This window comes from Pseudomonas petroselini (assembly GCF_045037875.1).
GTDB lineage: Bacteria > Pseudomonadota > Gammaproteobacteria > Pseudomonadales > Pseudomonadaceae > Aquipseudomonas > Aquipseudomonas petroselini.
On sequence record NZ_CP173614.1, the window covers coordinates 2,679,719 to 2,701,242 of the forward strand.

The following is a 21,524-nucleotide window of genomic DNA, read 5'->3' on the forward strand; positions in this document are numbered from 1 at the left end:
GAATGCGGGCCCTCGCGTTTTAACCTTCGCGCAACACGGTCAGCGGGCTGGCATTCAGTGCGCGGCGGGTGCCGAACACACCGGCACCGCCGATCAGCACCGCACCGATCACCGGCAGCAGCAACAGCCACGGGTGAGGGTGCCAGGCCAGGTCAAACGCGTAGCGGTACAGCACGAACGTCACCAGCTCGGTGCCCAGCGCCGCCAGCAGCCCGCTGACGGCACCCAGCAAGCCGAACTCGATACGCCTGGCCTTGACCAACAGCTTGCGCTCGGCGCCCAGTGCGCGCAGCAGCGCGCCTTGGCGGATGCGCTCATCCAGGGTGGCTTGCAGGCCGGAGAACAACACCGCCATGCCTGCTGCGAGGACGAACAGCAACACGTACTCCACCGCCAGGGTCACTTGGGCGAGGATGCTGCGTAGCTGCTCCAGCAGCGCTTCGACTTGCAGGATGGTCACCGCCGGGAACGCCCTGGACAGGTCGACGATTTGTTGGTCATGGCCTGGCGCAAGGTAGAAGCTGGTCAGGTAGGTGGTCGGCAGGTCCTTCAAGGTGCCCGGCTGGAAAATCATGAAGAAGTTGGGCTGGAAGTTATCCCAATTGATGGTCCGCAGGCTGGTCACCCGCGCTTCACGATTTTCGCCGCCCACCGTGAACACGAGGTGGTCATTGAGCTTGAGCTTGAGGCTTTCCGCCACCTTGGCCTCAACAGAAACGCCAGGGATTTCGTCGGCGGGTTGCTGTGACCACCAGGAGCCTGCGGTCAGTGCGTTGCCCGGCGGCAGGTCGGCGGCCCAGGTCAGGCTCAGGTCACGTTGTACCGCACGATCGCCGCTGGAGTCCTTGCTGACGATTTCCTGGACCGGTTCGCCATTGATACTGATCAGGCGGCCCGGCACCACCGGGTACAGCGGCGCCGATTGCGCCTGCACTTCCAGCAAGCGTGCACCGAAGGCTTCCTTGTCGGCCGGCAGGATATTCAAGGCGAAATAGTTGGGCGCGTCCTTGGGCAGTTGGTTTTGCCAGGTGTCGAGCAGTTCGCCACGCAGCAGGGCGATCAAGCCCATGGACAGCAGGATCAAGCCAAACGCCAGGGATTGACCGGCGGCTGCCAGCGGGTGACGCAGCAATTGGCCCAGGCCCAGGCGCCAAGGCAGGGAGGCGCGTGCCAGCAGGCGGCGCAGGCTTTGCAGCAGGAGCAGCAGCAGGCCGCCAAGCACCAACGCAGCGACCACGCCACCGCCGAGCAGGGCGAACGTCAGCACCAGGTCGAGGCTCAAGCGCCACATGATCAGGCCCAATGCAAACAGCGCCGCGCCGTAGACCATCCAGGTACTGGAGGGGATCGGCAGCAGGTCGCGGCGCAACACCCGTAGCGGTGGTACGCGACCCAAGGCGGCCAAGGGCGGCAGGGCGAAACCGGCGAGGGCAACCAGACCGGTGCCGATCCCGGCAATCGCCGGTAATAGCCCGCCGGGTGGAACGTCCGCCGGCAGCAAGTCGTGGAGGAAGTAGAACAGGCCAAACTGCGCCAGCCAGCCGAGCAGGGCGCCGGTCAGGCTGGCCAGCAGGCCGAGGACGCTCAGTTGCAGGCTGAACAGCAACATGGCTTCCCGACGTGACAACCCCAGGCAGCGCAGCAACGCGCTGGCGTCGAAACGTCGGGTGGCAAAGCGGTTGGCCGACAAGGCCACGGCCACGCCGGCCAGCAACACGGCCACCAGGCTGGCCATGTTCAGGTAGCGTTCGGCCTTGCCCAGCGCGCCGCCGATCTGCTGGTTGCCGTCCCGTGAATCCTGCAGACGCTGGTTGGCGGCGAGCCCCGGCTTGACCAAGTCACGGTAGGTTTGCAGCACTGTGCTGCCCTGTGGCCCGCGCCATAATTCGCGGTAACTGACGCGGCTGCCGGGCTGCACGACGCCGGTGGCGTCCAGGTCCGCCAGGTTGATCATTACCCTGGGCGTGAGGCTGTAGAAGTTGCCGGCGCGGTCCGGCTCGTAGGTGAGCACGCGGGCGAGGCGCAATGTCTTCATGCCCACATCGATGCTGTCGCCGACCTTGAGGTCGAGTGCCGTCAGTAGCCGCGCCTCCACCCAGGCTTCACCGGGTTTGGGGCCGCCGCCTGGCGTCTCGTCACCAAAGGGCGCAGCGGCGCTTTTCAGCTGGCCCCGCAGGGGATACTGCTCGTTGACGGCCTTGATGCTGGAGAGCTGGATGCCGTTATCGGTGGCGATGACGCTGGAGAATTCCACGACGCGGGCGTGATCCAGGCCCAGCTCGGTGCCGGACTGGATTTGCTCGGTGCGGGCCGGCGAGCTGCCTTCGAGCACCAGGTCGGCGCCGAGGAATTCGGTGGCGCGCAGCAGCATCGCGCCGTTGAGGCGCGCACCGAAGTAGCCGATGGCGGTGCTGGCGGCCACGGCCACCAACAGGGCGAAGAACAACACGCGCAACTCACCGGCGCGGGCATCGCGCAGCAATTGGCGCATGGCAAGGCTGAACAGACGCAACAGCGGCAAACGTGCCATCAAGGCTCCAGGGGCGCGACCATCAGGCCGGCTTCAAGGCGGATCAGGCGTCGGCAGCGGTGGGCCAGGCGCTCGTCGTGGGTGACCAGCACCAGGGTCGTGCCGCTCTCTTTGTTGAGTTCGAACAGCAGGTCGCTGATGCGTTCGCCGGTGTGGCTGTCGAGGTTGCCGGTGGGTTCATCGGCAAACAGCACGTCCGGTTCTGCGGCAAAGGCACGGGCAATCGCCACCCGTTGCTGCTCGCCACCGGAGAGTTGGCGTGGCGAGTGGGTCAGGCGCTGGCCCAGGCCTACACGTTCCAGCAAGTGCCGGGCGCGTTCGCGGGCGTCTTTGCGGCCGTCCAGCTCCAGCGGCAGCATGACGTTTTCCAGCGCGTTGAGGCTGTCGAGCAGTTGGAACGACTGGAACACGAAGCCCACGTGCTCGGCACGGATGCGTGCGCGCTGGTCTTCGTCCAGGGTGCTGAGGGCTTGGCCGGCGAGGGTGACTTCGCCGCTGCTGGGCAGGTCGAGGCCGGCCAGCAGGCCCAGGAGAGTGGATTTGCCGGAACCGGAGCTGCCGACGATAGCCAGGCTATCGCCCTTGTTCAGTTCCAGGCTCAGTTCGTGCAGGATAGTCAGTTCACCTTCCGCGCTGGGAACCACTTTGCTAAGGTTCCGCGCGGTGAGAATGCTTGCGCCCATGGAGAATCCGATGCGAATGTGGTTTTTGAGTGCTGGCCTGGCCTTGATGTGCATGGCCCAGAACGCAGCGGCGGGTACAGTCCTGATCGTTGGCGATAGTATCAGTGCCGGTTTCGGCCTGGATACCCGCAAAGGGTGGGTGGCACTGCTGGAGCAACGGCTCAAGCAGGAGGGTTTCGACGATAAAGTGGTCAACGCCTCCATCAGTGGCGACACCAGTGCCGGAGGCCTGGCGCGGCTGCCGGCGGCGCTTGCAGAGCATAAGCCTGACGTGGTGGTGATCGAGTTGGGCGGCAATGATGGCTTGCGCGGGCAACCGCCGGCGCAATTGAAACAAAATCTTGCATCGATGATTGACCAGTCCAAGGCCGGCGGTGCCAAGGTGTTGCTGCTGGGTATGCAACTGCCGCCCAACTATGGCCCGCGATACACCACCGCATTTGCCGAAGTCTATGGTGTGTTGGCCAAGGAAAAAAACGTCCCGCTGGTACCGTTTTTCCTCGAAGGCGTGGGCGGTCATCCGGAGCTGATGCAGGCGGATCAACTGCACCCGGCGGTCGGCGCCCAGGGCAAGTTGCTGGAAAATGTCTGGCCGACGCTAAAACCACTGTTATGACGCTTTTCTACCGGCAGGCTTTCGGCTAAGGTGGCGCCCCCCCGATTTGGAGCCCTCGATGTCGCGTCCTGCCTGGTCCCTGTTTAACTATCAACTGATCGAGCCGGACGAGCAGCTGGATCTGTTCGCCTGCCAGGAAGTGCGGGTGCATCTGGTGACGCGTCAATTGGAACTGGGCGGCACCATCGATCGCACCTTGTGCGGCACGCTATTGCCGGCGCAACCGCGTTGGTCGCTGGTGGATCGTTCGATCTTCCAGGACCAGCGCCTGTGCCCTTTGTGCCGCGCCATCCTGGAGTCCCAGAAGCGCGGGACGCCGCCGATCTGGCCGGAGTTGCGTTTCGAGTTGTAGGGGGCAGCTAGAAGCGCGCTTCACGTATACAATCGATGTTTACCTACCCGTCGTTCTGCGAAGGATTTTCCGGATGTTGTCGCGCCTTTCCGTCGTCACCTGCTGCCTGTCCCTCGCTGCACTTTGTGCGGTTGGCTCCGCTTCAGCCTTGCAGTTGCCTTTGCCTCCACCGGGTGAAGACATCGTCGGCCAGGTCCAGGTGATCAAGGCCAAGTACGAAGACACCTTTGCCGACCTGGGCACCACCTATGACCTGGGTTATTCGGAGATGGTCGCCGCCAACCCCGGCGTGGATGCGTGGTTGCCGGGGGCGGGCACCGAGATCGTGTTGCCGACGCGCTTCATCCTGCCGCCCGGTCCTCGGGAAGGGATCGTGATCAACCTGGCGGAATACCGGCTCTATTATTTCCCCAAGGGCCAGAACGTGGTCTACACGTTCCCGTTGGGGATCGGTCGTGAAGGCTGGGGTTCGCCCATCGCCCACACCAGCATCATTGCCAAGACACCCAACCCGACCTGGACCCCGCCCGCGTCGATCAAGGCCGAGCACGCCGCCAACGGCGACCCGCTGCCTAACGTGGTGCCGGCCGGCCCCGACAACCCGTTGGGCCCGTTCAAGTTCACCCTGGGCACGCCGGGTTACCTGATCCACGGCTCCAACATGAAATTTGGTATCGGCACGCGTACAAGCCACGGCTGCTTCCGTATGTTCAACAACAACGTGCTGGAGATGGCGGGCATGGTGCCGGTGGGCACATCGGTGCGCATCATCAACGATGCCTACAAGTTCGGCAGCAGTGGCGGCAAGGTGTACCTGGAAGCGCATACGCCGTTGAACGATGACGGTACGCCGTCGGTGGTCGACAAACACACCGCGGTGATCAACGCCTTGCTCAAGCGTGAAGACCTGGCCAACAACCTGCGGGTCAACTGGGATCAGGTGCGTGACGTGGTCGCGGCGGAAGATGGGCTGCCGACGGAAATCGGCGTGCCTGGCGCAGCCTCGGTCGCGGCTAGCGCTCCGATCGAGCTGCAATAGGCGCGAGATCGCTGTGGCGAGCAGGCTTGCTTAAAGGTCCTCAAAAGCGGGGACTGCTGCGCAGTCAACGGGAGCAAGCGCCCTCGCCACAAAAAGCCTGCTACAGGGGCTTGTGATCAAACCCCAGGCAATAAAAAAGCCGACCCATAAATGGATCGGCTTGATAACAATCCCGAGGGATTATTACTTGCGGCTAGCTTTTTCAAGCATACGCAGAGCGCGCTCGTTAGCTTCGTCAGCAGTCTGTTGTGCTTTTTGAGCAGCAGCCAGCGCTTCATCAGCTTTACGGTAGGCTTCGTCTGCACGAGCCTGGGAGCGAGCTGCAGCGTCTTCAGTTGCAGTCAGACGTGCTTCGGTTTCTTTGGAGACGCTGCTGCAACCGGTAGCCAGAACTGCGGCCAGGGCCAGTGCAGAGAATTTCAGAACGTTGTTCATCGTGTTCCCCTTCAAGGACTTTCTATTAGATGGCTAGTTTCTCAGAGTGAGCTAATAGCCGGCGTACATACTACCCATTACTTGTAGTAAGTAAACTGACGTAGCGCAAGAAGCAAAAAAAATTCATGCGCCGAATCTATTTTGGCTAATCTTTTGGAGGTTTGTATAAAAACTGTCCAAATTTTTTCATTCAGGCGAACACCGGATCCAGGCTGAAAGGGCCGGCCCGCATGTGTTAAGCCCTGTAAACAGATGAAATTTTATATATCCGCGCTGACACTTCCGTTCAGCACGGCGTTGTGTTGCCCTGCATCTTTTGTGCATGTAGAGGTGACTTTAAGAGCGCCTGTTCGTCTCAAGGTTCAACTGCCGGCAATGTTCAGGCTTTCGATCGTTGGTTGATCGGGGGCCCTTTCTATATCCACCAGCGGCAGGGGATGACGAGTGCGCCTTGAGCAATCCCGGGATTGGCGCCTACTATTCCCTACGTGCTGGTTGTAAGCGCTCAAGGTTTTCTCGTTGTCGAAACCGGCACGGGGTGGCGTAGATGTTCCTTCGCCGGAAAAACATCGGTAAGGTAGGGGTCAGAAACCAAGACCCGCGAGGAGTAGTGATGAGCGAGGCGTTGTCCATCCACCATGACCAGGCTGGTCATCAGTTCGAGACCAATGTGGACGGTCATCGTGCCTATCTGACCTATATGGACCTCGGGAAACAGACCCTGGATATCTATCGGACCTTCGTGCCCAATGCACTGCGGGGTCGTGGTATTGCGGCGGCACTGACCGAGGAGGCCTTGAAGTTCGCCGAAGAGGCCGGCTATACGGTGATCCCGTCCTGCTCCTATGTTGAACGCTACATGGAGCGCCACCAGCGCCATGCCGCGAAGCTGTAAGCCATACACCGCACCATGAAAAACGCCGGGCTAAGCCCGGCGTTTTTGTGTGCGCAGCGTTAAGTCAGGTGCGTTTGCGTTTCGGCAAGACGTCCTTGAGCTTGGCATGCATGCTGCGCAGTGTGTTTTCGGTGGCGGACCAGTCGATGCAGGCATCGGTGATCGACACGCCGTACTGCAAGTCGGCCAGGTCTTTTGGAATCGCCTGGCAACCCCAGTTCAGGTGGCTCTCGACCATCAGGCCGATAATCGACTGGTTGCCTTCCAAGATCTGGTTGGCGACGTTTTCCATCACCAGCGGCTGCAGGGCCGGGTCCTTGTTGGAGTTGGCGTGGCTGCAGTCGACCATGATGTTCGGCTTGATCTTGGCCTTGTTCAATGCCTGCTCGCACAGGGCAACGCTGACCGAATCATAGTTGGGCTTGCCATTGCCGCCGCGCAGCACCACGTGACCGTAGGCGTTGCCCTTGGTGGTGACGATGGACACGCCACCTTCCTGGTTGATGCCCAGGAAACGGTGTGGGCTGGAGACCGATTGCAGCGCGTTGATCGCCACGGTCAGGCCGCCGTCGGTGCCGTTCTTGAAGCCCACGGCCGAGGACAGGCCGGACGCCATTTCCCGGTGAGTCTGGGATTCGGTGGTGCGTGCGCCGATGGCCGACCAGCTGATCAGGTCCTGCAGGTACTGCGGGGAAATCGGGTCCAGGGCCTCGGTCGCGGTGGGCAGGCCCATCTCGGCCAGGTCCAGCAGCAGTTGACGGCCGATGTGCAAGCCGTCCTGGATCTTGAACGAGTCGTCCAGGTACGGGTCGTTGATCAAGCCTTTCCAGCCGACGGTGGTGCGCGGTTTTTCGAAATAGACGCGCATCACCAGGTACAGGGTGTCCGACACTTCCGCCGCCAGCACTTTCAGGCGCTCGGCGTACTCGTGGGCAGCCTTGAGGTCGTGGATCGAGCAAGGCCCGATGACGACGAAGAGGCGATGGTCGGTGCCGTCGAGAATGTCACGGATGACTTCGCGGCCCTTGGTGACGGTCTGCAGGGCAGCGTCGCTCAGGGGGATTTCGCGCTTGAGCTGGTCGGGTGTGATCAGCGTCTCGTTGGATTCGACGTTTAGGTCATTGATCGGTAAATCAGCCATCGTGTTACTCGTCAGGGTCACGGGTGCCGGCCGCCAGCCATCCCCGTGCGGCGGAGCACAGCATGATTTGGATGCAGGGGGGAGGAACCTTAGCGCGTAACACGGGCCCGCGACAATGGGCAAAGCCCGCTTTAATCCAGCGCTGGCGCCACAAAGGCCTCATGGGAGAACTCGCTGGCATGACGCGATACCCACTCGCGGGCCAGGGTTTCGAGTTGCTGGGGTGTCGGCTCGGCATCTTCGTGCTGGCGGCAGTAACGCTCTATCCGGCATGCTTGCTCACCCATGCGTGCACCGAACAAGGCATGTTCATCGGTAAACGAAATGCCGACGCGGTAGCCGGTTTCCACCTTGCGGCACCACGCCACATAACCCGGATAACGCGCACTGGGGCCCAAGGACGGGATATGCAGGTCAACCGCCGTGCCCTCGCGCCAGGCACGCGGCCAATTGCAGGCGACACCGCCCAGGCCGATAGTGTGCAGGCGTTGGCGGGGGACAGCGGGAGAGGGGCGTTGGATTAACTCGACAGCGACATCATCAGGGTGAGGTAAAAAACGACCCATGTACACGGACTCCGAGCACCGTCCAATTGACGGCAGTGGCAGCAGTATAGTGAAGGAACTGGAATTGACCGACCTGGATATTGACCAGCAACTGCTGGGATTGCCAGGTATTTCGCTCGTCGTGTTCACAAGCCATGGGTGTTCCAGTTGCCGTTGGGCGCGCCAGCAATTACCGGGCTGGCCGCTGCCGGTGGACCGGCTGTGCTGGGTGGACGCCGGGCACAACGGCGGTGCGGTCGAACGCTACCAGATCTTTCATTTGCCGGCGTTGTTCGTGGTGTGCGAGGGTCAATTCCTCGGGCAGATACAGACACGTCTTACGCGTGACGACGTTTTCGATGCCGTAAAACAGGCACTCACCCGTCCACCTGAGGATTTGCCATGACAGCAGCTACACCCCAGTCGCCACGGATCGGCATCATCGGCACCGGCGCCATCGGTGGTTTCTACGGCTTGATGCTGGCGCGCGCCGGTTTCGATGTGCATTTCCTGTTGCGCAGTGAATACACGGCCGTCAGCGAGCACGGCCTGCACGTGAACAGCACGGTGCATGGAACCCTGCACCTGCACCCGGTGCAGGCCTACGCCCGTGCTGCCGATATGCCGCCGTGCGACTGGCTGCTGGTGGGCACCAAGTCGACCGGCAACGTCGAGCTGGCCCCGACCCTCGCCCAGGTGGCGGCGCCGGATGCCAAGGTGGTATTGCTGCAAAACGGCCTCGATGTCGAAGACAGCCTGCGTGAACACTTGCCGGCATCGCTGCACCTGCTGGGAGGCCTGTGCTACATCGGCGTGCACCGTTCTGCCCCCGGCGTTGTCGAGCATCAGGCGTTGGGCCGGGTCAACCTGGGTTACCACAGTGGCTCGGCGGCCAATGATGACGCCCGGCAAAAGGCGATTGTCGAAGCCGGTGCGGCGCTGTTTCATCAGGCCGGCATCGAGTCCCAGGCCATGGCCAATGTGCATCAGGCCCGTTGGCACAAACTGGTGTGGAACGTGCCCTACAACGGCCTCTCCGTGTTATTGGGCACCGGCACCACGGCCATGATGGCGGACGAGTCCAGTCGTGAGCTGATCCAGGCGCTGATGGCCGAAGTGGTGCAGGGCGCCCACGCCTGTGGCCATGACATTCCCCAAAGCTATGCCGAGCAGATGTTCACCATGACCGAAACCATGGCCGACTACCTGCCGAGCATGTACCACGACCACGTGCATAAACGCCCGCTGGAACTGGCGGCGATCTATGCCCGGCCACTCGCCGCCGCCAAAGCCGCCGGTTGCGAACTGCCGCGGATGCAGGCGCTTTACCAGGCCTTGAGTTTTATTGATCGGCACAACCGCTGAGTCGGGGGACGCACCATGGCAAAAGGATTGGGTGACAAACTGGTGCTGGCGATTTCGTCGCGGGCACTGTTCGACCTGAGCGACAGCCACAAGGTCTACCTCGCGCAAGGCGTCGAGGCTTACCGCCAGTACCAGATCGAACACGAAGAAGAATTCCTCGAACCCGGCGACGCCTTCCCGTTGGTCAAAAAGCTGCTGAGCCTGAATGCCAGCCTCGGCCGTGCCCGGGTCGAAGTGGTACTGGTGTCGCGCAACAGTGCTGACACCGGCCTGCGCGTGTTCAACTCTATCCAGCATTACGGTCTGGATATTTCCCGCGCCGCTTTCGTAGGAGGGCGTAGTCCTTATCCTTATTTGGCCGCCTTTGGTTGCCATCTGTTTCTTTCGACCCATGCTGAAGATGTACGCAGTGCACTCGATGCCGGGTTCGCGGCGGCGACGATTTTGTCCGGCGGCCCGAACCGCGCTTCCAGCGAAGAATTGCGCATTGCCTTTGACGGTGACGCCGTGCTGTTTTCCGATGAGTCGGAGCGGGTGTACCAGGCCGGCGGCCTGGAAGCGTTCCAGGCCAATGAGCGGGAGTCGGCACGCCAACCGTTGCACGGCGGTCCGTTCAAAGGTTTTTTGGCGGCACTCAACTTGTTGCAACGCGAGTTTCCCGATGACGCGTGCCCCATCCGCACCGCGCTGGTCACCGCCCGCTCGGCGCCGTCCCACGAGCGTGTGATCCGCACCCTGCGTGAATGGGATATACGTCTGGACGAGTCCTTGTTCCTCGGCGGCCTGGAAAAATCCGCGTTCCTGGAAGCGTTCGCCGCCGACGTGTTTTTCGATGATCAGGCCGGTCATTGCGAGAAAGCCAGGGAGTTTGTGGCCACCGGGCATGTACCCCATGGCATCAGTAATGAGGTGAAGATGTAACTCAATCCAAGTCGTCCGGGCGCTGCTAAGCTCAGTTCATCTCCGCCATCCTGGCAGCCCAGGAGGTTCTATGATTCGTTCGATGCTGTACGCCACGGACCTCGGCCTGTATGCGCCTTATGTGATGCAGCATGCGCTGGCGTTGGCGCGGACGTTCAAAGCGGACTTGTACGTGATTCATGTGGTCGAGCCCATCGGGCTGTTCGCCGAATCGGTGCTGCAGAGCTACCTTGATGAGCAGGCCCTGAGTGAATGGCAGAGCCAGGGGCTGACCACGGTGATGGCGACGATCGAACAGCGGGTGCTGGACAGTTTTCGCGAGGAGTTGGGGGATGGGGAGCAGGACCTGAAGTTGATTCGTTCGGTACGGGTGATCCAGGGCGACCCGTGCGAGGTGATACTCGACCAACTGCGTAAACTTTCCGTGGATCTGTTGATCGTAGGCAGTCATAGCCATGCAACCGCAGCGGCTACTCCGTTGGGGCGCACCGCTGCACGGGTGCTGCAGTTGTCTACGGTGCCGGTTTACCTGGTGCCTTCGTTGCAACGTCGACGCAGTGATGACGTCTGATGGGTAAATACGATAAAAAGTTCTAGATTTATCCATCGAACCTTTAATATAGTTATATACCGTCGCTGATACCCGTGGCGTCTATCTGCTTTGAGGGACACATATGAAGCTCCAACAACTGCGCTACATCTGGGAAGTGGCGCACCACGACCTCAACGTTTCCGCTACCGCTCAAAGCCTTTACACCTCGCAACCCGGTATCAGCAAGCAGATCCGCCTGCTCGAAGACGAGTTGGGCGTCGAAGTGTTCGCGCGCAGCGGCAAGCACCTCACCCGTGTCACGCCGGCCGGTGAGCGCATCATCACCACCGCTGGCGAGATCCTGCGCAAAGTCGAAAGCATCAAACAGATCGCCCAGGAATTCTCCAACGAGAAGAAGGGCACGCTGTCCATCGCCACCACTCACACCCAGGCGCGTTATGCGTTGCCGCCGGTGATTCGCGATTTCATCAAGCAGTACCCTGACGTGGCCTTGCACATGCACCAGGGTTCGCCGATGCAGATCGCCGAGATGGCCGCTGATGGCACCGTCGATTTCGCCATTGCCACCGAAGCCCTGGAGCTGTTCGGTGACCTGGTGATGATGCCGTGCTACCGCTGGAACCGTTGCGTCGTCGTGCCTCAGGGTCACCCGTTGGCCAAGCTGCCGAAGCTGACCCTGGAAGCCCTGGCTGAATACCCGATCGTGACTTACGTGTTCGGCTTCACCGGCCGTTCCAAACTTGACGAAGCCTTCAGCCATCGCGGCCTGACGCCGAAAGTGGTGTTCACCGCCGCCGACGCCGACGTGATCAAGACTTACGTGCGCCTGGGCCTGGGCGTCGGGATCGTCGCCAAGATGGCGGTCGACACCGCACTCGACAAAGACCTGGTGGTGCTCGATGCCAGCGAGCTGTTCGAGTCCAGCGTGACCAAGATCGGCTTCCGTCGTGGCACGTTCCTGCGTGGCTTCATGTGCGATTTCATTGAGAAGTTCGCGCCGCACCTCACCCGTGAGGTCATGGCCAAGGCGATCCAGTGCCACAACAAGCAGGAGCTGGAAGCGCTGTTCGACGGCGTAGAGCTACCGGTTCACTGACACTGTTGGGAGGGCGCAAACGCCCTCCCAACAGTAAGCCCGGCCCTAGGGTTATTTAGCCTCGGTAACCGTGAAATGTTGCCGAGCGCCCGCTACCAGAATCTCCACCTCATCCCCTTCGAACTTGCCCAGCAGGCTTTTGCCCAGCGGTGAGCGCGGGGTGATGACGGTCACCGGTTGCCCGACCACGTCCACTTTCAAGCCCGCCGCATCCGGCGCCAGGAACAGCCATTGCTGGCGGCCATTCTCGTCTTCCAGACCCAGTAGCGCGCCGATCGCTATGCCCCGTTGATCATCGTAGGGGCGCAGTGCCATGGCCTGGCACAGCGTCAACGCCTGCTTGATCTCCTCGACACGCTTGGCTTGCCCGGCCGCCAGGTAAGAGGCCTCCAGCCCCAAGGTGTCGTACTTGTTTTCGGCGATATTTTCTTCGTGGGTCGCGGTTTCGTAGGCGGTCTGCGCGGCACGTTGGGCAATGTCGAGATCGACGCTGAGCTTTTCCAGGATCAGCTGGTGGACGGCGTGTTTATTCATGGTCATCAATCACAGAATTGCAGGACATTGGCACGTGTCTTTTCGTTGGGTGCGTTCTGGTCCTGTTGCAGCCAGAACTGGCATTTGGGGTTGGACAGGTTGCGCGCATTGTTGCGCGCCTGGTCCAGGCTTTGTTGCTGTTCCTGCTTCTGCAGGTTCTGCTGGTATTGCTCGAACATACGATTCGGCGGTTCCGGTGCCACCACCGCAGGCTTGCCCAATTGCTGCACCGCCTGGGCCACCGGCGCCAGGCTCTGCGGGAACAGGTAGCGCGAGGCCAGCCAGGTGGTCAGCACGATGGCGATAAACCCCAGCCACACGCCGAACGCGATAGAGACACTGAGCTTGAACAGCGACAACGAACGATCGGACATGATTGCCTCCTGGCGGGCATTTGCGGCGTGGCGGCGATTGTCGCACAGCCACTGTGCAGAATAATCGCGATCAAGCCTTCTGCATCCGTGCATTTATGCGGACAATCGAGCCTTTGAACGTTGGAGCCCGGAATGAGAGCCCGCTGGGATATTTTTTGCAGCGTCGTCGACAACTACGGCGACATCGGCGTGACCTGGCGCCTGGCCCGGCAATTGGTGGTGGAGCATGCCTGTGATGTGTGCTTGTGGGTCGACGACCTGCGCGCCTTCGAACGCATGTGCCCGGACATTGATGTGCGGCAAGACCTGCAATGGCAGGAAGGCGTGCAAGTGCGCCATTGGCCGGCCGAATGGGTGGCGGCGCCCGCGGCGGATGTGGTGATCGCCGCGTTTGCCTGCCAGTTGCCACCTGAGTACATGGAAGCCATGGCGGCCCACGAGCGCGTGCCGTTGTGGATGAACCTGGATTACCTCAGTGCCGAAGAATGGGTGGTGGGCTGCCACAAGCTGCCTTCGGTGAAATTCAAGGGTGTGCAGAAGTTCTTCTTCTTTCCCGGGTTCAGGCCTGGCACCGGTGGCCTGCTGCGCGAGGCGGGATTGCTGGAGCAGCGTCAGGCGTTTCAGCAGGATGCCAGCGCGCAGCAACATTTCCTGCAAGCCTTGGGCGTGTCTCCCACAGCCGGAGCGCGGCTGATCTCACTGTTTGCCTACGAAAATGCTGGGCTGGCCAGTTGGCTGGAGGTGTTATCGACGGACGGGCGTGCCACTCATCTGTTGGTTCCCGAGGGGCGCATTCTTGGCGATGTGCAGCGCTGGCTGGGCCTGGACCGGCTGGCGCCGGGGGATATCCACCAGCGCGGAGCACTGACGGTGCAGGTGATTGCGTTCGTCCGCCAAGAGCAATATGACCGGCTGTTGTGGTGCTGCGACTTCAACGCCGTGCGCGGCGAAGACTCGTTCGTGCGTGCCCAATGGGCCGGTCGGCCGCTGCTGTGGCACATCTATCGACAGGACGAAGACATCCATCTCGACAAGCTCGACGCGTTCCTCGAGCTGTACACCGCCGACTTATCACCGGACGCAAGGGCGGCGCTGATCGGGCTCTGGCAAGCCTGGAACACCGAGGCCGATATGGCCCAAGCGTGGAAAAGGCTGCTGGAACACTGGCCAGAGGTGAGCCTGCACGCTGAAACATGGTGTCTGGAACAGGGCTTGCAGGCCGATCTTGCGACGGCGCTGGTGCAGTTTTATGAAAGTTGGATATGATACGCCACCTTGAATTTTGTAAATCCCATCCAAATTTCGGATATATGCAATGAAAACTGGTAAAGAACTGAAACCCGGTACAGTGATCCGTCTCGAAAACGACCCTTGGCTGGTTCAGAAAGCTGAGTTCACCAAGTCTGGTCGTAACAGCGCAATCATGAAGACCAAGCTGAAGAACCTGCTGACCGGTTACAAGACCGAGATCGTCTACAGCGCCGATGACAAACTGGACGACGTGATCCTCGACCGCAAAGAAGCGACCCTGTCCTTCATCAGCGGCGACACCTACACGTTCATGGACACCACCGACTACACCATGTACGAGCTGAACGCTGAAGATATCGAAGCCGTTCTACCGTTCATCGAAGAAGGCATGGAAGACGTCTGCGAAGCTATTTTCTTCGAAGAGCGCCTGGTTTCCGTAGAGCTGCCGACCACCATCGTGCGTAAAGTGGCCTACACCGAAGGTTCCGCTCGCGGCGACACTTCGGGCAAGGTGATGAAGCCTGCCAAGCTGAGCAACGGTACCGAACTGCAAGTCGCCGATTTCATCGAAATCGACGACCTGATCGAGATCGACACCCGCGAAGGTGGTTCGTACAAAGGTCGCGCCAAGAAGTAATTCTGGCCCTGCCGATACGAAAAAAGCCCGACCTTGAGTCGGGCTTTTTTGTGGGCGTTACCTTTTACTTCAAGTGTTGCTTCAGCTCGTCCGAGGCCTGGAGCAGGGCTGAACGTACGGCCGGCACCTGGCTGACGACGTTGAGCAAACCGTAGTCGTGGATCATGCCGTTGTAGCGCACAGCGGTCACGGGTACACCGGCCTGGTCGAGCTTGCGCGCATAGGCTTCGCCTTCATCGCGCAGCACGTCGGCTCCCGCCGTCTGAATCAGCGCGGGCGGCAAGCCCTTGAGCTGGTCAGGGGTGGCCCGCAGCGGCGAGGCGTAGATCTCGGCGCGTTGCTTGGCGTCGGTGGTGTAGTTGTCCCAGAACCACTTCATCATGTTACGGGTGAGGAAGTGCCCTTCGGCGTATTGGTTGTAGGACGCGGTGTCGAAGTTGGCGTCAGTCACCGGCCACAGCAGCAGTTGGAACTTGATCGCCGGCGTGCCCTTGTCCTTGGCCATCAGGCTGACCACCGCCGCCATGTTGCCGCCGACACTGTTGCCTGCAACCGCCAGGCGCTTGCCGTCGACGTTGATCTCTTGGCCGTGCTCGGCCACCCATTTTGTCGCGCCGTAGGCCTGGTTGATCGCCACCGGGTAATGCGCTTCCGGCGAAGGCGTGTAGTTGACGAACACCGCCACCGCCCCCGAACCCACCACCAAGTCCCGCACCAGGCGTTCATGGGTCGGGTAGTCCCCGAGCACCCAGCCGCCGCCGTGGAAGAACATGAACACAGGCAATGTGCCCTTGACCCCGGCCGGACGCACGATGGTCAGGTCCAGCGGCTTGCCATCGACCTGAATGGTCTTCTGGCTCACATCCGCCTTGGGCAAGGTGAGCTTCACGCCGGCCTGAGCGCCGGTCAGTACGGCACGAGCGTCCTTGGGCGTCAGCTGTTCGATCGGTTTGCCGGTGCCTGCGTTCAACACATCCAGGAACGCCTGGGTGGTCTGCTCGACCTCACCGGTCGCAGCAAAGGCGTGGGTGATGGACAGGGCGAGCAGGGTGCCGGCGAGCGCTTTACCAATGGTGTTCATGTTCTTCTCCAGGGGCGGCCAAGGTCATTTAGACGGTGACGTGCAGGCGTACATCGACGTTGCCACGGGTGGCGTTGGAGTACGGGCAGACTTGGTGAGCGGCGTCGACCAGGCTTTGCGCGTCGTCCTGGGCCAGGCCCGGCAGGCTGATGTGCAGGTCGATATCCAGACCGAAACCACCGGTGATCTGGCCGATGCCGACGTGGGCAGTGATCGAGGCGTCATCCGGGATTTTGCGTTTGGTCTGGCTGGCGACGAATTTCAGGGCGCCGATAAAGCACGCCGAGTAGCCGGCAGCGAACAGTTGTTCAGGGTTGGTGGCCTGGCCACCGGCACCGCCCAGTTCTTTGGGGGTGGAGAGTTTGACATCGAGGATGTTGTCGCTGGAAACAGCACGACCGTCACGGCCGCCGGTGGCGGTAGCGACTGCGGTATAGAGAGTTTGCATAGTGTTTTCCTCTTTGTGTATAGCGCCAAACATTTGCGCGCTAAGTAGTTGGTGAGGTGAATGTATAGCGCTAATGTTTAGCGCGCAAGATAAATTTATAAAATATTTTCGTGTAGCAGAAAGCAATGTGGGAGGGGGCTTGCCCCCGATGACGGTCGCTCAGTCAACATCGCTGTCGACAGACATTCCGCTATCGGGGGCAAGCCCCCTCCCACATTGCATGGTTTTGCTGTTCTAAATTGCGTTCTGCAAATTGCTGCGCAGTGCGATCAAATCAACTTGCAGCTTGCGCAGTTGCTCCAGCGCCAGGCCGCTCGCGCCAAGGATGCACTGCGGAATGCCCATGGCCTTGTCCTGCAGGGCCCGGCCGGCGTCGGTCAACTCCACGACGACCACCCGTTCATCTTCGCGACTGCGGGTACGGCTGAGCAGCCCTTCAGCTTCCAGGCGCTTGAGCAGGGGGGTGAGCGAGCCCGGATCGGTCAGCAGGCGGCTGCTGATTTCGCCGACGGTCAACCCATCCTCTTCCCACAGCACCATCATGGCCAGGTATTGCGGGTAGGTGAGGCCAAGGGCTTGCAGCAGTGGCTTGTAAACCTTGGTCATCAGCAGCGAAGTGGAGTGCAGGGCAAAACACAGCTGGTTGTCCAGCATCAGTGATTCGCAGGGATCAGGGTTTTTGCTCATGGTGGTACCTCGAAAAGCGTGTCTACGCTGGAATCTAGCGGGCAAATCTTTAATGCGCCAGATAATTCTGTTCGAGCGGTCAGACCAAGCCACTTTGCAGTGCCAGGTCCCAGGGCGGCACCGGGCTGAAACGGGTTTTCAGGTATTCCAGCAACAGCCGGCTGCGCGCATTGGGTTGTTGTTCCAGGCGCAGCGCATAGATCCCGGTAGTCTCCGGACTGGGCAGGCCGTTTTCGCAAAACAGCGGCAGCAGTTCGCCACGCACCAGGTACTCACTGGCCAGCCACGTCGGCAGGTGGGCGATACCCAGGCCGGCCAGAGCGCCGGACAGCAAGGCTTCGGCGTTATTGGCACTCATGCGGATGCGTTGTGGGCGATAAGTCGCGCGGCGTCCGTCCAGTTCGAAGCGCCAAGCGAACATCGGCGCCAGACCGTCCCAGTCGAGCCCGTCGTGCTCGCTCAGCTCCCGAGGATGAAGTGGCGTGCCACGGCTTTTCAGATACGCCGGGCTGGCACAGGCGATGCGCACGATGCTGGCCAAGGGCGTGGCGATCAACCGCGTGTCGACGATATGCCCGGCGCGCAACACCAGGTCCACCTTGCCCAGGTGCGCGCCCTGCATGTCCACAAAGCTGTCGATCAAATGCAGGTGCACATCCAGGCCTGGGTACACGTTGAGGAAGTCCGCAATCACCGGCGCCAGGTGCCGCCGCCCAAACGCTGCGGGCGCGTCCACCCGAATCAGGCCCTCCGGCGCATGGCTCAGGGACACCGCCTCAGCCCGCGCCAGCTGCAACTCGCTGACAATCCGCCGCGCCCGTTCGGCAAACGCCAAGCCTGCCGGGGTCGGCACCACCGCGTGGGTGCTGCGCTGGAACAGGCGGCTGCCCACCGAGCTTTCCAGGCTGTCGATACGCCGCGCCACGGCCGAGGGTGTCAGCGGATGGCGGCGCGCGGCGGCGGAAAAGCTGCCGGTCTCCAGTACATCAAGGAACAGGCCCAGTTGATCGGTCAGGGTATTGGGGTTCATCGAAAAGCCGCTTATGCGAGATTGGCACAGCCATTGTGCGTTGCTGTGCGTTTCCACACTAGAGCCGACTGCGTAGCATGCAAGGCTTGGGATTGCGGAGTAACAAACGGTGGTGGATTTAGTGATGTACCTGGTGTTGGGCGCGGCGCTCGGCACGGTGGGCGGTCTGTTTGGGATTGGCGGCGGGCTGATAGCAATCCCGGTGCTGGGCGTGCTGTTCGGCCTGGATCAGCAGTTGGCCCAAGGCACAGCGCTGGTGATGGTGGTGCCCAACGTGATGCTGGCGCTGTGGCGCTATCACCAACGCAACCGCATTGAGCTGCGCCATGCGCTGCCGTTGGGCGTCATGGGGTTCACCTTTGCCTGGTTGGGTTCGATCTGGGCGGTGGGCCTGGACGCGGGGGCCATGCGCATGGGCTTTATCGCTTTCCTGCTGACGCTTTCAGCCTACAACCTGCTGCGCATGTTCACCCGCAACGCGCCGCCGACCGCGCAGATGCGTTACGCCTGGCCATGGCTTGGGGTGCTGGGTGCCGCCTCCGGCTCCATGGGCGGTTTGTTCGGTGTGGGTGGTGCGGTGGTCGCCACGCCAGTGCTGACCAGTCTGTTCGGCACCACCCAAGTGGTTGCCCAAGGCTTGTCCCTGGCGTTGGCATTGCCCAGCACCGGCGTGACACTGGTGACTTACGCCTGGCACCAGGAAGTGGACTGGATGATCGGCGTACCGTTGGCCGTCGGCGGTTTGCTCAGTATCAGTTGGGGCGTGAAGGTCGCCCATGCACTGCCGGAGCGCGTATTGCGCGGTCTGTTCTGCGGCTTCCTGGTGGTGTGCGCAGTGATGCTGACCTTTAAAGTCTGAAGCCTTCGAGGATGTACTCCGCCAAGCATTCGGTGATGGGGGAGGTCATTGCCGGGTTGCGTAGCAAGCGCAGATTCATCGACGGCAGCGGCGGAAAACCTTCTTCGCTGCCGAGTATGCGCAGGTCTTCCGTCACCAGGCTTTCCATGCTGACCATCACCGCCAGGCCGGCGCTCACCACGGCCTGAATCGCCGCCACGTTAGAGCTGTGGTAGGCCAGCCGGTAATCGCGCCCGGCGGCGTCCAGCGCCGCACGGGTCCACTGGGTGCAGAAACTGTCGACCCCGGAAATCGCCAGTGGCAGCGCGTCGTGCTCGTCCACGCAGAAGCACGGGGCGGCCACCCACACCATGCGTTCGGTACGCAATAGCTCGCCGACTTCATTGCCGGGCTCGCGGCTGATGACCGTCAGGGCCAAGTCGCGACGTTGCATCAGCACCGTCGACGCCTCGCAGTGCATCTCGATCTGGATGAGTGGATACGCCTTGGAAAACCGTTTGAGAATCCCCGGCAGGAAACGCATCACGTAGTCATCGGGCGTACCGATACGCACCAGCCCCACCATGTGCGGTTCGCGCAGGGTGTTGAACACTTCGCTGTGCAGTTTCAGGATGCGCCGCGCGTACCCCAGTAATACCTGGCCTTCGGGCGTCAGCCGCACCTGGCGACCGTCGCGCTTGAACAGCTTGCGCTGCAACACGTCTTCTTCCAGGCGCTTCATCTGCATACTCACCGCCGACTGCGTACGGTTGACCAGTTCGCCTGCGCGGGTAAAACCGCCCTGGTCGGCGATCGCGACGAAGGTGCGCAGCACTTCAGTGTCGATGCTCGGGTAGCCGGACAATTGATCAATCTCCGAGATGTATTACATAAGAAACATTCGTTGGATTGATCTTAAGCCCAGGCACACACTTGCGCCATCCCCACTGGAGGGCGAGAAGATGAAAGGTCAACGAGGGTTTGTATTGATGGCGAAGCGTCCGTTTTCCGGGCTTTTTCAGAAGGTGGCCCGTTGGCAGGCGCTGCATGAGGAGCGCCAGATGCTGGCGAACTTGAGCGATGATGCACTCAAGGACATCGGCCTCAATCGCGGCGACGTCGAGCAGGACCGCCACCTGCATTTCTGGCAAGACCCGCTGCGCAAATGATCGCGGATGCAGTAGGGTGGTCGGCGCGCCCACACGGAGAACCCCATGCCCGCCGACCTGTCGTTTTCACTCAAGCAAGCTCGACGCATGGCGCTGGCGGCCCAGGGTTTTTCCGGGCGCCAGGCGCCTGCACTGATCAAGGCTGTGCACCTCAACCGCATGATCGAGCGCCTGGGCGTCTTGCAGATTGATTCGGTCAATGCCGTGGTGCGCTCCCATTACTTGCCGCTGTTTTCCCGTCTGGGCAACTACTCCCCACTGATACTTGAACAAGCCGCCTGGAGCCAGGGGCGGCGGCGTTCGCTGTTCGAATACTGGGGGCATGAGGCGTCGCTGTTGCCGATGGCGCTGTACCCGCTGATGCGCTGGCGCATGGCGCGGGCCAAGCAGGGCCAGGGCATTTATTCGCAAATGGCGCGCTTCGGGCGTGAGCAGCAGGCCACGATTCAGCGTGTGTTGCAGACCGTTGAGGAGCAGGGCGCATTGGGGGCCGGCAGCTTGTCGACCCGAGAGGAACGCGCCGGCCCGTGGTGGGACTGGAGCGACGAGAAACATGCGCTGGAATGGCTGTTTGCCGCAGGCTTGGTCACGGTGGCCGGTCGCCGTGGGTTTGAGCGGCTCTATGATTTGCCGGAGCGGGTCATTCCCGGCGATATCCTGCAAACCACGGTCACTGAAGCTGAGGCCCTGCGCGGCTTGCTGTTGCACAGTGCGACTGCGCTGGGCGTGGGGACCGAGAAGGACCTGCGCGATTACTTCCGTCTCGACCCCGCCGACAGCCGCAATCGCCTGGCCGAATTGGTCGAGGATGGCCAACTGCAGGTGTGCCAGGTACAAGGCTGGAAACAACCGGCTTACTGCCTGCCCGAGCCCAAAGTGCCGCGCAAGGTGCCGGCCAGCGCCTTGCTGTCGCCGTTCGATTCGCTGGTCTGGGAGCGTGCGCGTACTGAGCGTTTGTTCGATTTCCGTTACCGCCTGGAGATCTACACCCCGCAAGACAAGCGGGTGTACGGCTACTACGTGCTGCCGTTTCTGCACAATGAACGGATCGCCGCACGCATTGATTTACGCGCCGAACGCGCCAGTGGGCGCCTGGCCGTGCATGCGGTGCATGAGGAAGAGCCGGGGTTGGATGAGGAGGGCATGTTGGCGCTGGCGCAGAACCTTCGGCAAATGGCCGACTGGCTGGGGCTGGAACAGGTGCAGCTCAATTGCCAAAGGCCGAGTGCCGACCGGTTGCGGGTAGCGATGATCAGCATGGATGTTGGTCTTTAAGGCCTCATCGGGGGCAAGTCGAATCGTCG

At 61.4% G+C, this 21,524-nt stretch carries 26 protein-coding genes; 14 read left to right on the forward strand and 12 right to left on the reverse strand.

Going from position 1 to position 21,524, the window contains the following annotated elements:
- Positions 1-19 precede the first annotated feature (19 nt).
- Together ACI512_RS12530 and ACI512_RS12535 are read right to left on the reverse strand one after the other, a co-directional pair.
- The gene (locus tag ACI512_RS12530; RefSeq protein WP_046035038.1) at positions 20-2,530 is read right to left on the reverse strand and encodes an ABC transporter permease; all 2,511 of its coding nucleotides are present in this window, start codon (positions 2,528-2,530) and stop codon (positions 20-22) included.
- A complete protein-coding gene (locus ACI512_RS12535) occupies positions 2,530-3,213 on the reverse strand; it encodes an ABC transporter ATP-binding protein (protein WP_005786391.1) in 684 nt (227 codons plus the stop codon). The genes ACI512_RS12530 and ACI512_RS12535 overlap by 1 nt, the downstream gene beginning before the upstream one ends.
- Before the next feature lie 10 nt (positions 3,214-3,223).
- Between ACI512_RS12535 and ACI512_RS12540 the strand changes: the two genes are divergently transcribed.
- From ACI512_RS12540 to ACI512_RS12550, 3 genes are all read left to right on the forward strand, one after another.
- On the forward strand, positions 3,224-3,829 hold the full coding sequence (locus ACI512_RS12540; protein ID WP_122809786.1) for an arylesterase: 606 nt from the start codon (positions 3,224-3,226) through the stop codon (positions 3,827-3,829).
- Positions 3,830-3,887: 58 nt separating this feature from the next.
- Positions 3,888-4,181: a hypothetical protein gene (locus tag ACI512_RS12545; protein ID WP_043205006.1), complete on the forward strand. Its 294-nt coding sequence runs from the start codon at positions 3,888-3,890 to the stop codon at positions 4,179-4,181.
- 73 nt (positions 4,182-4,254) lie between these two features.
- On the forward strand, positions 4,255-5,220 hold the full coding sequence (locus tag ACI512_RS12550; protein WP_012722980.1) for a L,D-transpeptidase family protein: 966 nt from the start codon (positions 4,255-4,257) through the stop codon (positions 5,218-5,220).
- 183 nt (positions 5,221-5,403) lie between these two features.
- On the opposite strand, the gene oprI is transcribed toward ACI512_RS12550, so the two are convergent.
- A complete protein-coding gene (gene oprI, locus ACI512_RS12555) occupies positions 5,404-5,655 on the reverse strand; it encodes an outer membrane lipoprotei OprI (protein WP_003172710.1) in 252 nt (83 codons plus the stop codon).
- 613 nt (positions 5,656-6,268) lie between these two features.
- Between oprI and ACI512_RS12560 the strand changes: the two genes are divergently transcribed.
- Positions 6,269-6,550, forward strand: coding sequence for a GNAT family N-acetyltransferase (locus ACI512_RS12560; RefSeq protein ID WP_003189869.1), 282 nt, complete (start codon positions 6,269-6,271; stop codon positions 6,548-6,550).
- A 64-nt stretch (positions 6,551-6,614) separates the two neighbouring features.
- On the opposite strand, the gene ACI512_RS12565 is transcribed toward ACI512_RS12560, so the two are convergent.
- Together ACI512_RS12565 and ACI512_RS12570 are read right to left on the reverse strand one after the other, a co-directional pair.
- Complete coding sequence (locus ACI512_RS12565) at positions 6,615-7,691, reverse strand: 3-deoxy-7-phosphoheptulonate synthase (RefSeq protein ID WP_010211874.1); 1,077 nt, start codon at positions 7,689-7,691, stop codon at positions 6,615-6,617.
- Positions 7,692-7,822: 131 nt separating this feature from the next.
- A complete protein-coding gene (locus ACI512_RS12570; protein WP_012722983.1) occupies positions 7,823-8,257 on the reverse strand; it encodes a PilZ domain-containing protein in 435 nt (144 codons plus the stop codon).
- On the opposite strand from ACI512_RS12570, the gene ACI512_RS12575 reads away from it, so the two are divergent.
- The 5 genes from ACI512_RS12575 to cysB all read left to right on the forward strand — a co-directional run bounded on the left by ACI512_RS12575 (position 8,256) and on the right by cysB (position 12,171).
- The gene (locus tag ACI512_RS12575) at positions 8,256-8,642 is read left to right on the forward strand and encodes a hypothetical protein (RefSeq protein ID WP_012722984.1); all 387 of its coding nucleotides are present in this window, start codon (positions 8,256-8,258) and stop codon (positions 8,640-8,642) included. The genes ACI512_RS12570 and ACI512_RS12575 overlap by 2 nt on opposite strands.
- Positions 8,639-9,601 carry a putative 2-dehydropantoate 2-reductase gene (locus ACI512_RS12580; RefSeq protein WP_046035037.1) on the forward strand — a complete coding sequence of 321 codons (963 nt, stop codon included), beginning with the start codon at positions 8,639-8,641 and terminating at the stop codon, positions 9,599-9,601. Before ACI512_RS12575 ends, ACI512_RS12580 begins: the two co-directional genes overlap by 4 nt.
- A gap of 15 nt (positions 9,602-9,616) precedes the next feature.
- On the forward strand, positions 9,617-10,522 hold the full coding sequence (locus ACI512_RS12585; protein ID WP_012722986.1) for a 5'-nucleotidase: 906 nt from the start codon (positions 9,617-9,619) through the stop codon (positions 10,520-10,522).
- A gap of 70 nt (positions 10,523-10,592) precedes the next feature.
- Entirely contained in the window at positions 10,593-11,093 is a 501-nt protein-coding gene (locus ACI512_RS12590) for a universal stress protein (RefSeq protein ID WP_012722987.1), read from the forward strand.
- Positions 11,094-11,196: 103 nt separating this feature from the next.
- Positions 11,197-12,171 carry an HTH-type transcriptional regulator CysB gene (cysB, locus tag ACI512_RS12595; RefSeq protein ID WP_010211864.1) on the forward strand — a complete coding sequence of 325 codons (975 nt, stop codon included), beginning with the start codon at positions 11,197-11,199 and terminating at the stop codon, positions 12,169-12,171.
- A gap of 51 nt (positions 12,172-12,222) precedes the next feature.
- Here the strand turns inward: cysB and ACI512_RS12600 are convergent, their stop codons facing one another.
- Both ACI512_RS12600 and ACI512_RS12605 read right to left on the reverse strand, forming a co-directional pair.
- Positions 12,223-12,705, reverse strand: a complete 483-nt coding sequence (locus tag ACI512_RS12600; RefSeq protein ID WP_064052388.1) for a GreA/GreB family elongation factor — start codon at positions 12,703-12,705, stop codon at positions 12,223-12,225.
- Positions 12,706-12,710: 5 nt separating this feature from the next.
- Positions 12,711-13,079 (reverse strand): hypothetical protein, encoded by a 369-nt coding sequence (locus ACI512_RS12605; protein WP_043205008.1) that lies wholly within the window; start codon positions 13,077-13,079, stop codon positions 12,711-12,713.
- Between the two features lie 132 nt (positions 13,080-13,211).
- Between ACI512_RS12605 and earP the strand changes: the two genes are divergently transcribed.
- Positions 13,212-14,345 carry an elongation factor P maturation arginine rhamnosyltransferase EarP gene (earP, locus tag ACI512_RS12610; protein WP_236381831.1) on the forward strand — a complete coding sequence of 378 codons (1,134 nt, stop codon included), beginning with the start codon at positions 13,212-13,214 and terminating at the stop codon, positions 14,343-14,345.
- Between the two features lie 49 nt (positions 14,346-14,394).
- Positions 14,395-14,967 carry an elongation factor P gene (locus ACI512_RS12615; RefSeq protein WP_003172723.1) on the forward strand — a complete coding sequence of 191 codons (573 nt, stop codon included), beginning with the start codon at positions 14,395-14,397 and terminating at the stop codon, positions 14,965-14,967.
- A gap of 64 nt (positions 14,968-15,031) precedes the next feature.
- Here the strand turns inward: ACI512_RS12615 and ACI512_RS12620 are convergent, their stop codons facing one another.
- From ACI512_RS12620 to ACI512_RS12635, 4 genes are all read right to left on the reverse strand, one after another.
- Positions 15,032-16,048 (reverse strand): alpha/beta hydrolase fold domain-containing protein, encoded by a 1,017-nt coding sequence (locus ACI512_RS12620; RefSeq protein WP_236381822.1) that lies wholly within the window; start codon positions 16,046-16,048, stop codon positions 15,032-15,034.
- A 28-nt stretch (positions 16,049-16,076) separates the two neighbouring features.
- Positions 16,077-16,496, reverse strand: a complete 420-nt coding sequence (locus tag ACI512_RS12625) for an organic hydroperoxide resistance protein (protein WP_012722993.1) — start codon at positions 16,494-16,496, stop codon at positions 16,077-16,079.
- 234 nt (positions 16,497-16,730) lie between these two features.
- Positions 16,731-17,183 (reverse strand): MarR family winged helix-turn-helix transcriptional regulator, encoded by a 453-nt coding sequence (locus ACI512_RS12630; protein ID WP_231807923.1) that lies wholly within the window; start codon positions 17,181-17,183, stop codon positions 16,731-16,733.
- Between the two features lie 79 nt (positions 17,184-17,262).
- Entirely contained in the window at positions 17,263-18,213 is a 951-nt protein-coding gene (locus ACI512_RS12635; RefSeq protein ID WP_049709297.1) for a LysR family transcriptional regulator, read from the reverse strand.
- A gap of 109 nt (positions 18,214-18,322) precedes the next feature.
- Between ACI512_RS12635 and ACI512_RS12640 the strand changes: the two genes are divergently transcribed.
- Positions 18,323-19,072 carry a sulfite exporter TauE/SafE family protein gene (locus ACI512_RS12640; protein ID WP_231807924.1) on the forward strand — a complete coding sequence of 250 codons (750 nt, stop codon included), beginning with the start codon at positions 18,323-18,325 and terminating at the stop codon, positions 19,070-19,072.
- Here ACI512_RS12640 and ACI512_RS12645 read toward each other — a convergent pair.
- Entirely contained in the window at positions 19,062-19,916 is an 855-nt protein-coding gene (locus ACI512_RS12645) for a LysR family transcriptional regulator (protein WP_236381820.1), read from the reverse strand. The genes ACI512_RS12640 and ACI512_RS12645 overlap by 11 nt on opposite strands.
- A gap of 97 nt (positions 19,917-20,013) precedes the next feature.
- Here ACI512_RS12645 and ACI512_RS12650 point away from each other — a divergent pair, with 97 nt between their 5' ends.
- Together ACI512_RS12650 and ACI512_RS12655 are read left to right on the forward strand one after the other, a co-directional pair.
- Positions 20,014-20,220 (forward strand): DUF1127 domain-containing protein, encoded by a 207-nt coding sequence (locus tag ACI512_RS12650; RefSeq protein WP_064052375.1) that lies wholly within the window; start codon positions 20,014-20,016, stop codon positions 20,218-20,220.
- Positions 20,221-20,265: 45 nt separating this feature from the next.
- Positions 20,266-21,495 carry a winged helix-turn-helix domain-containing protein gene (locus tag ACI512_RS12655; RefSeq protein WP_236381818.1) on the forward strand — a complete coding sequence of 410 codons (1,230 nt, stop codon included), beginning with the start codon at positions 20,266-20,268 and terminating at the stop codon, positions 21,493-21,495.
- Positions 21,496-21,524 lie beyond the last annotated feature (29 nt).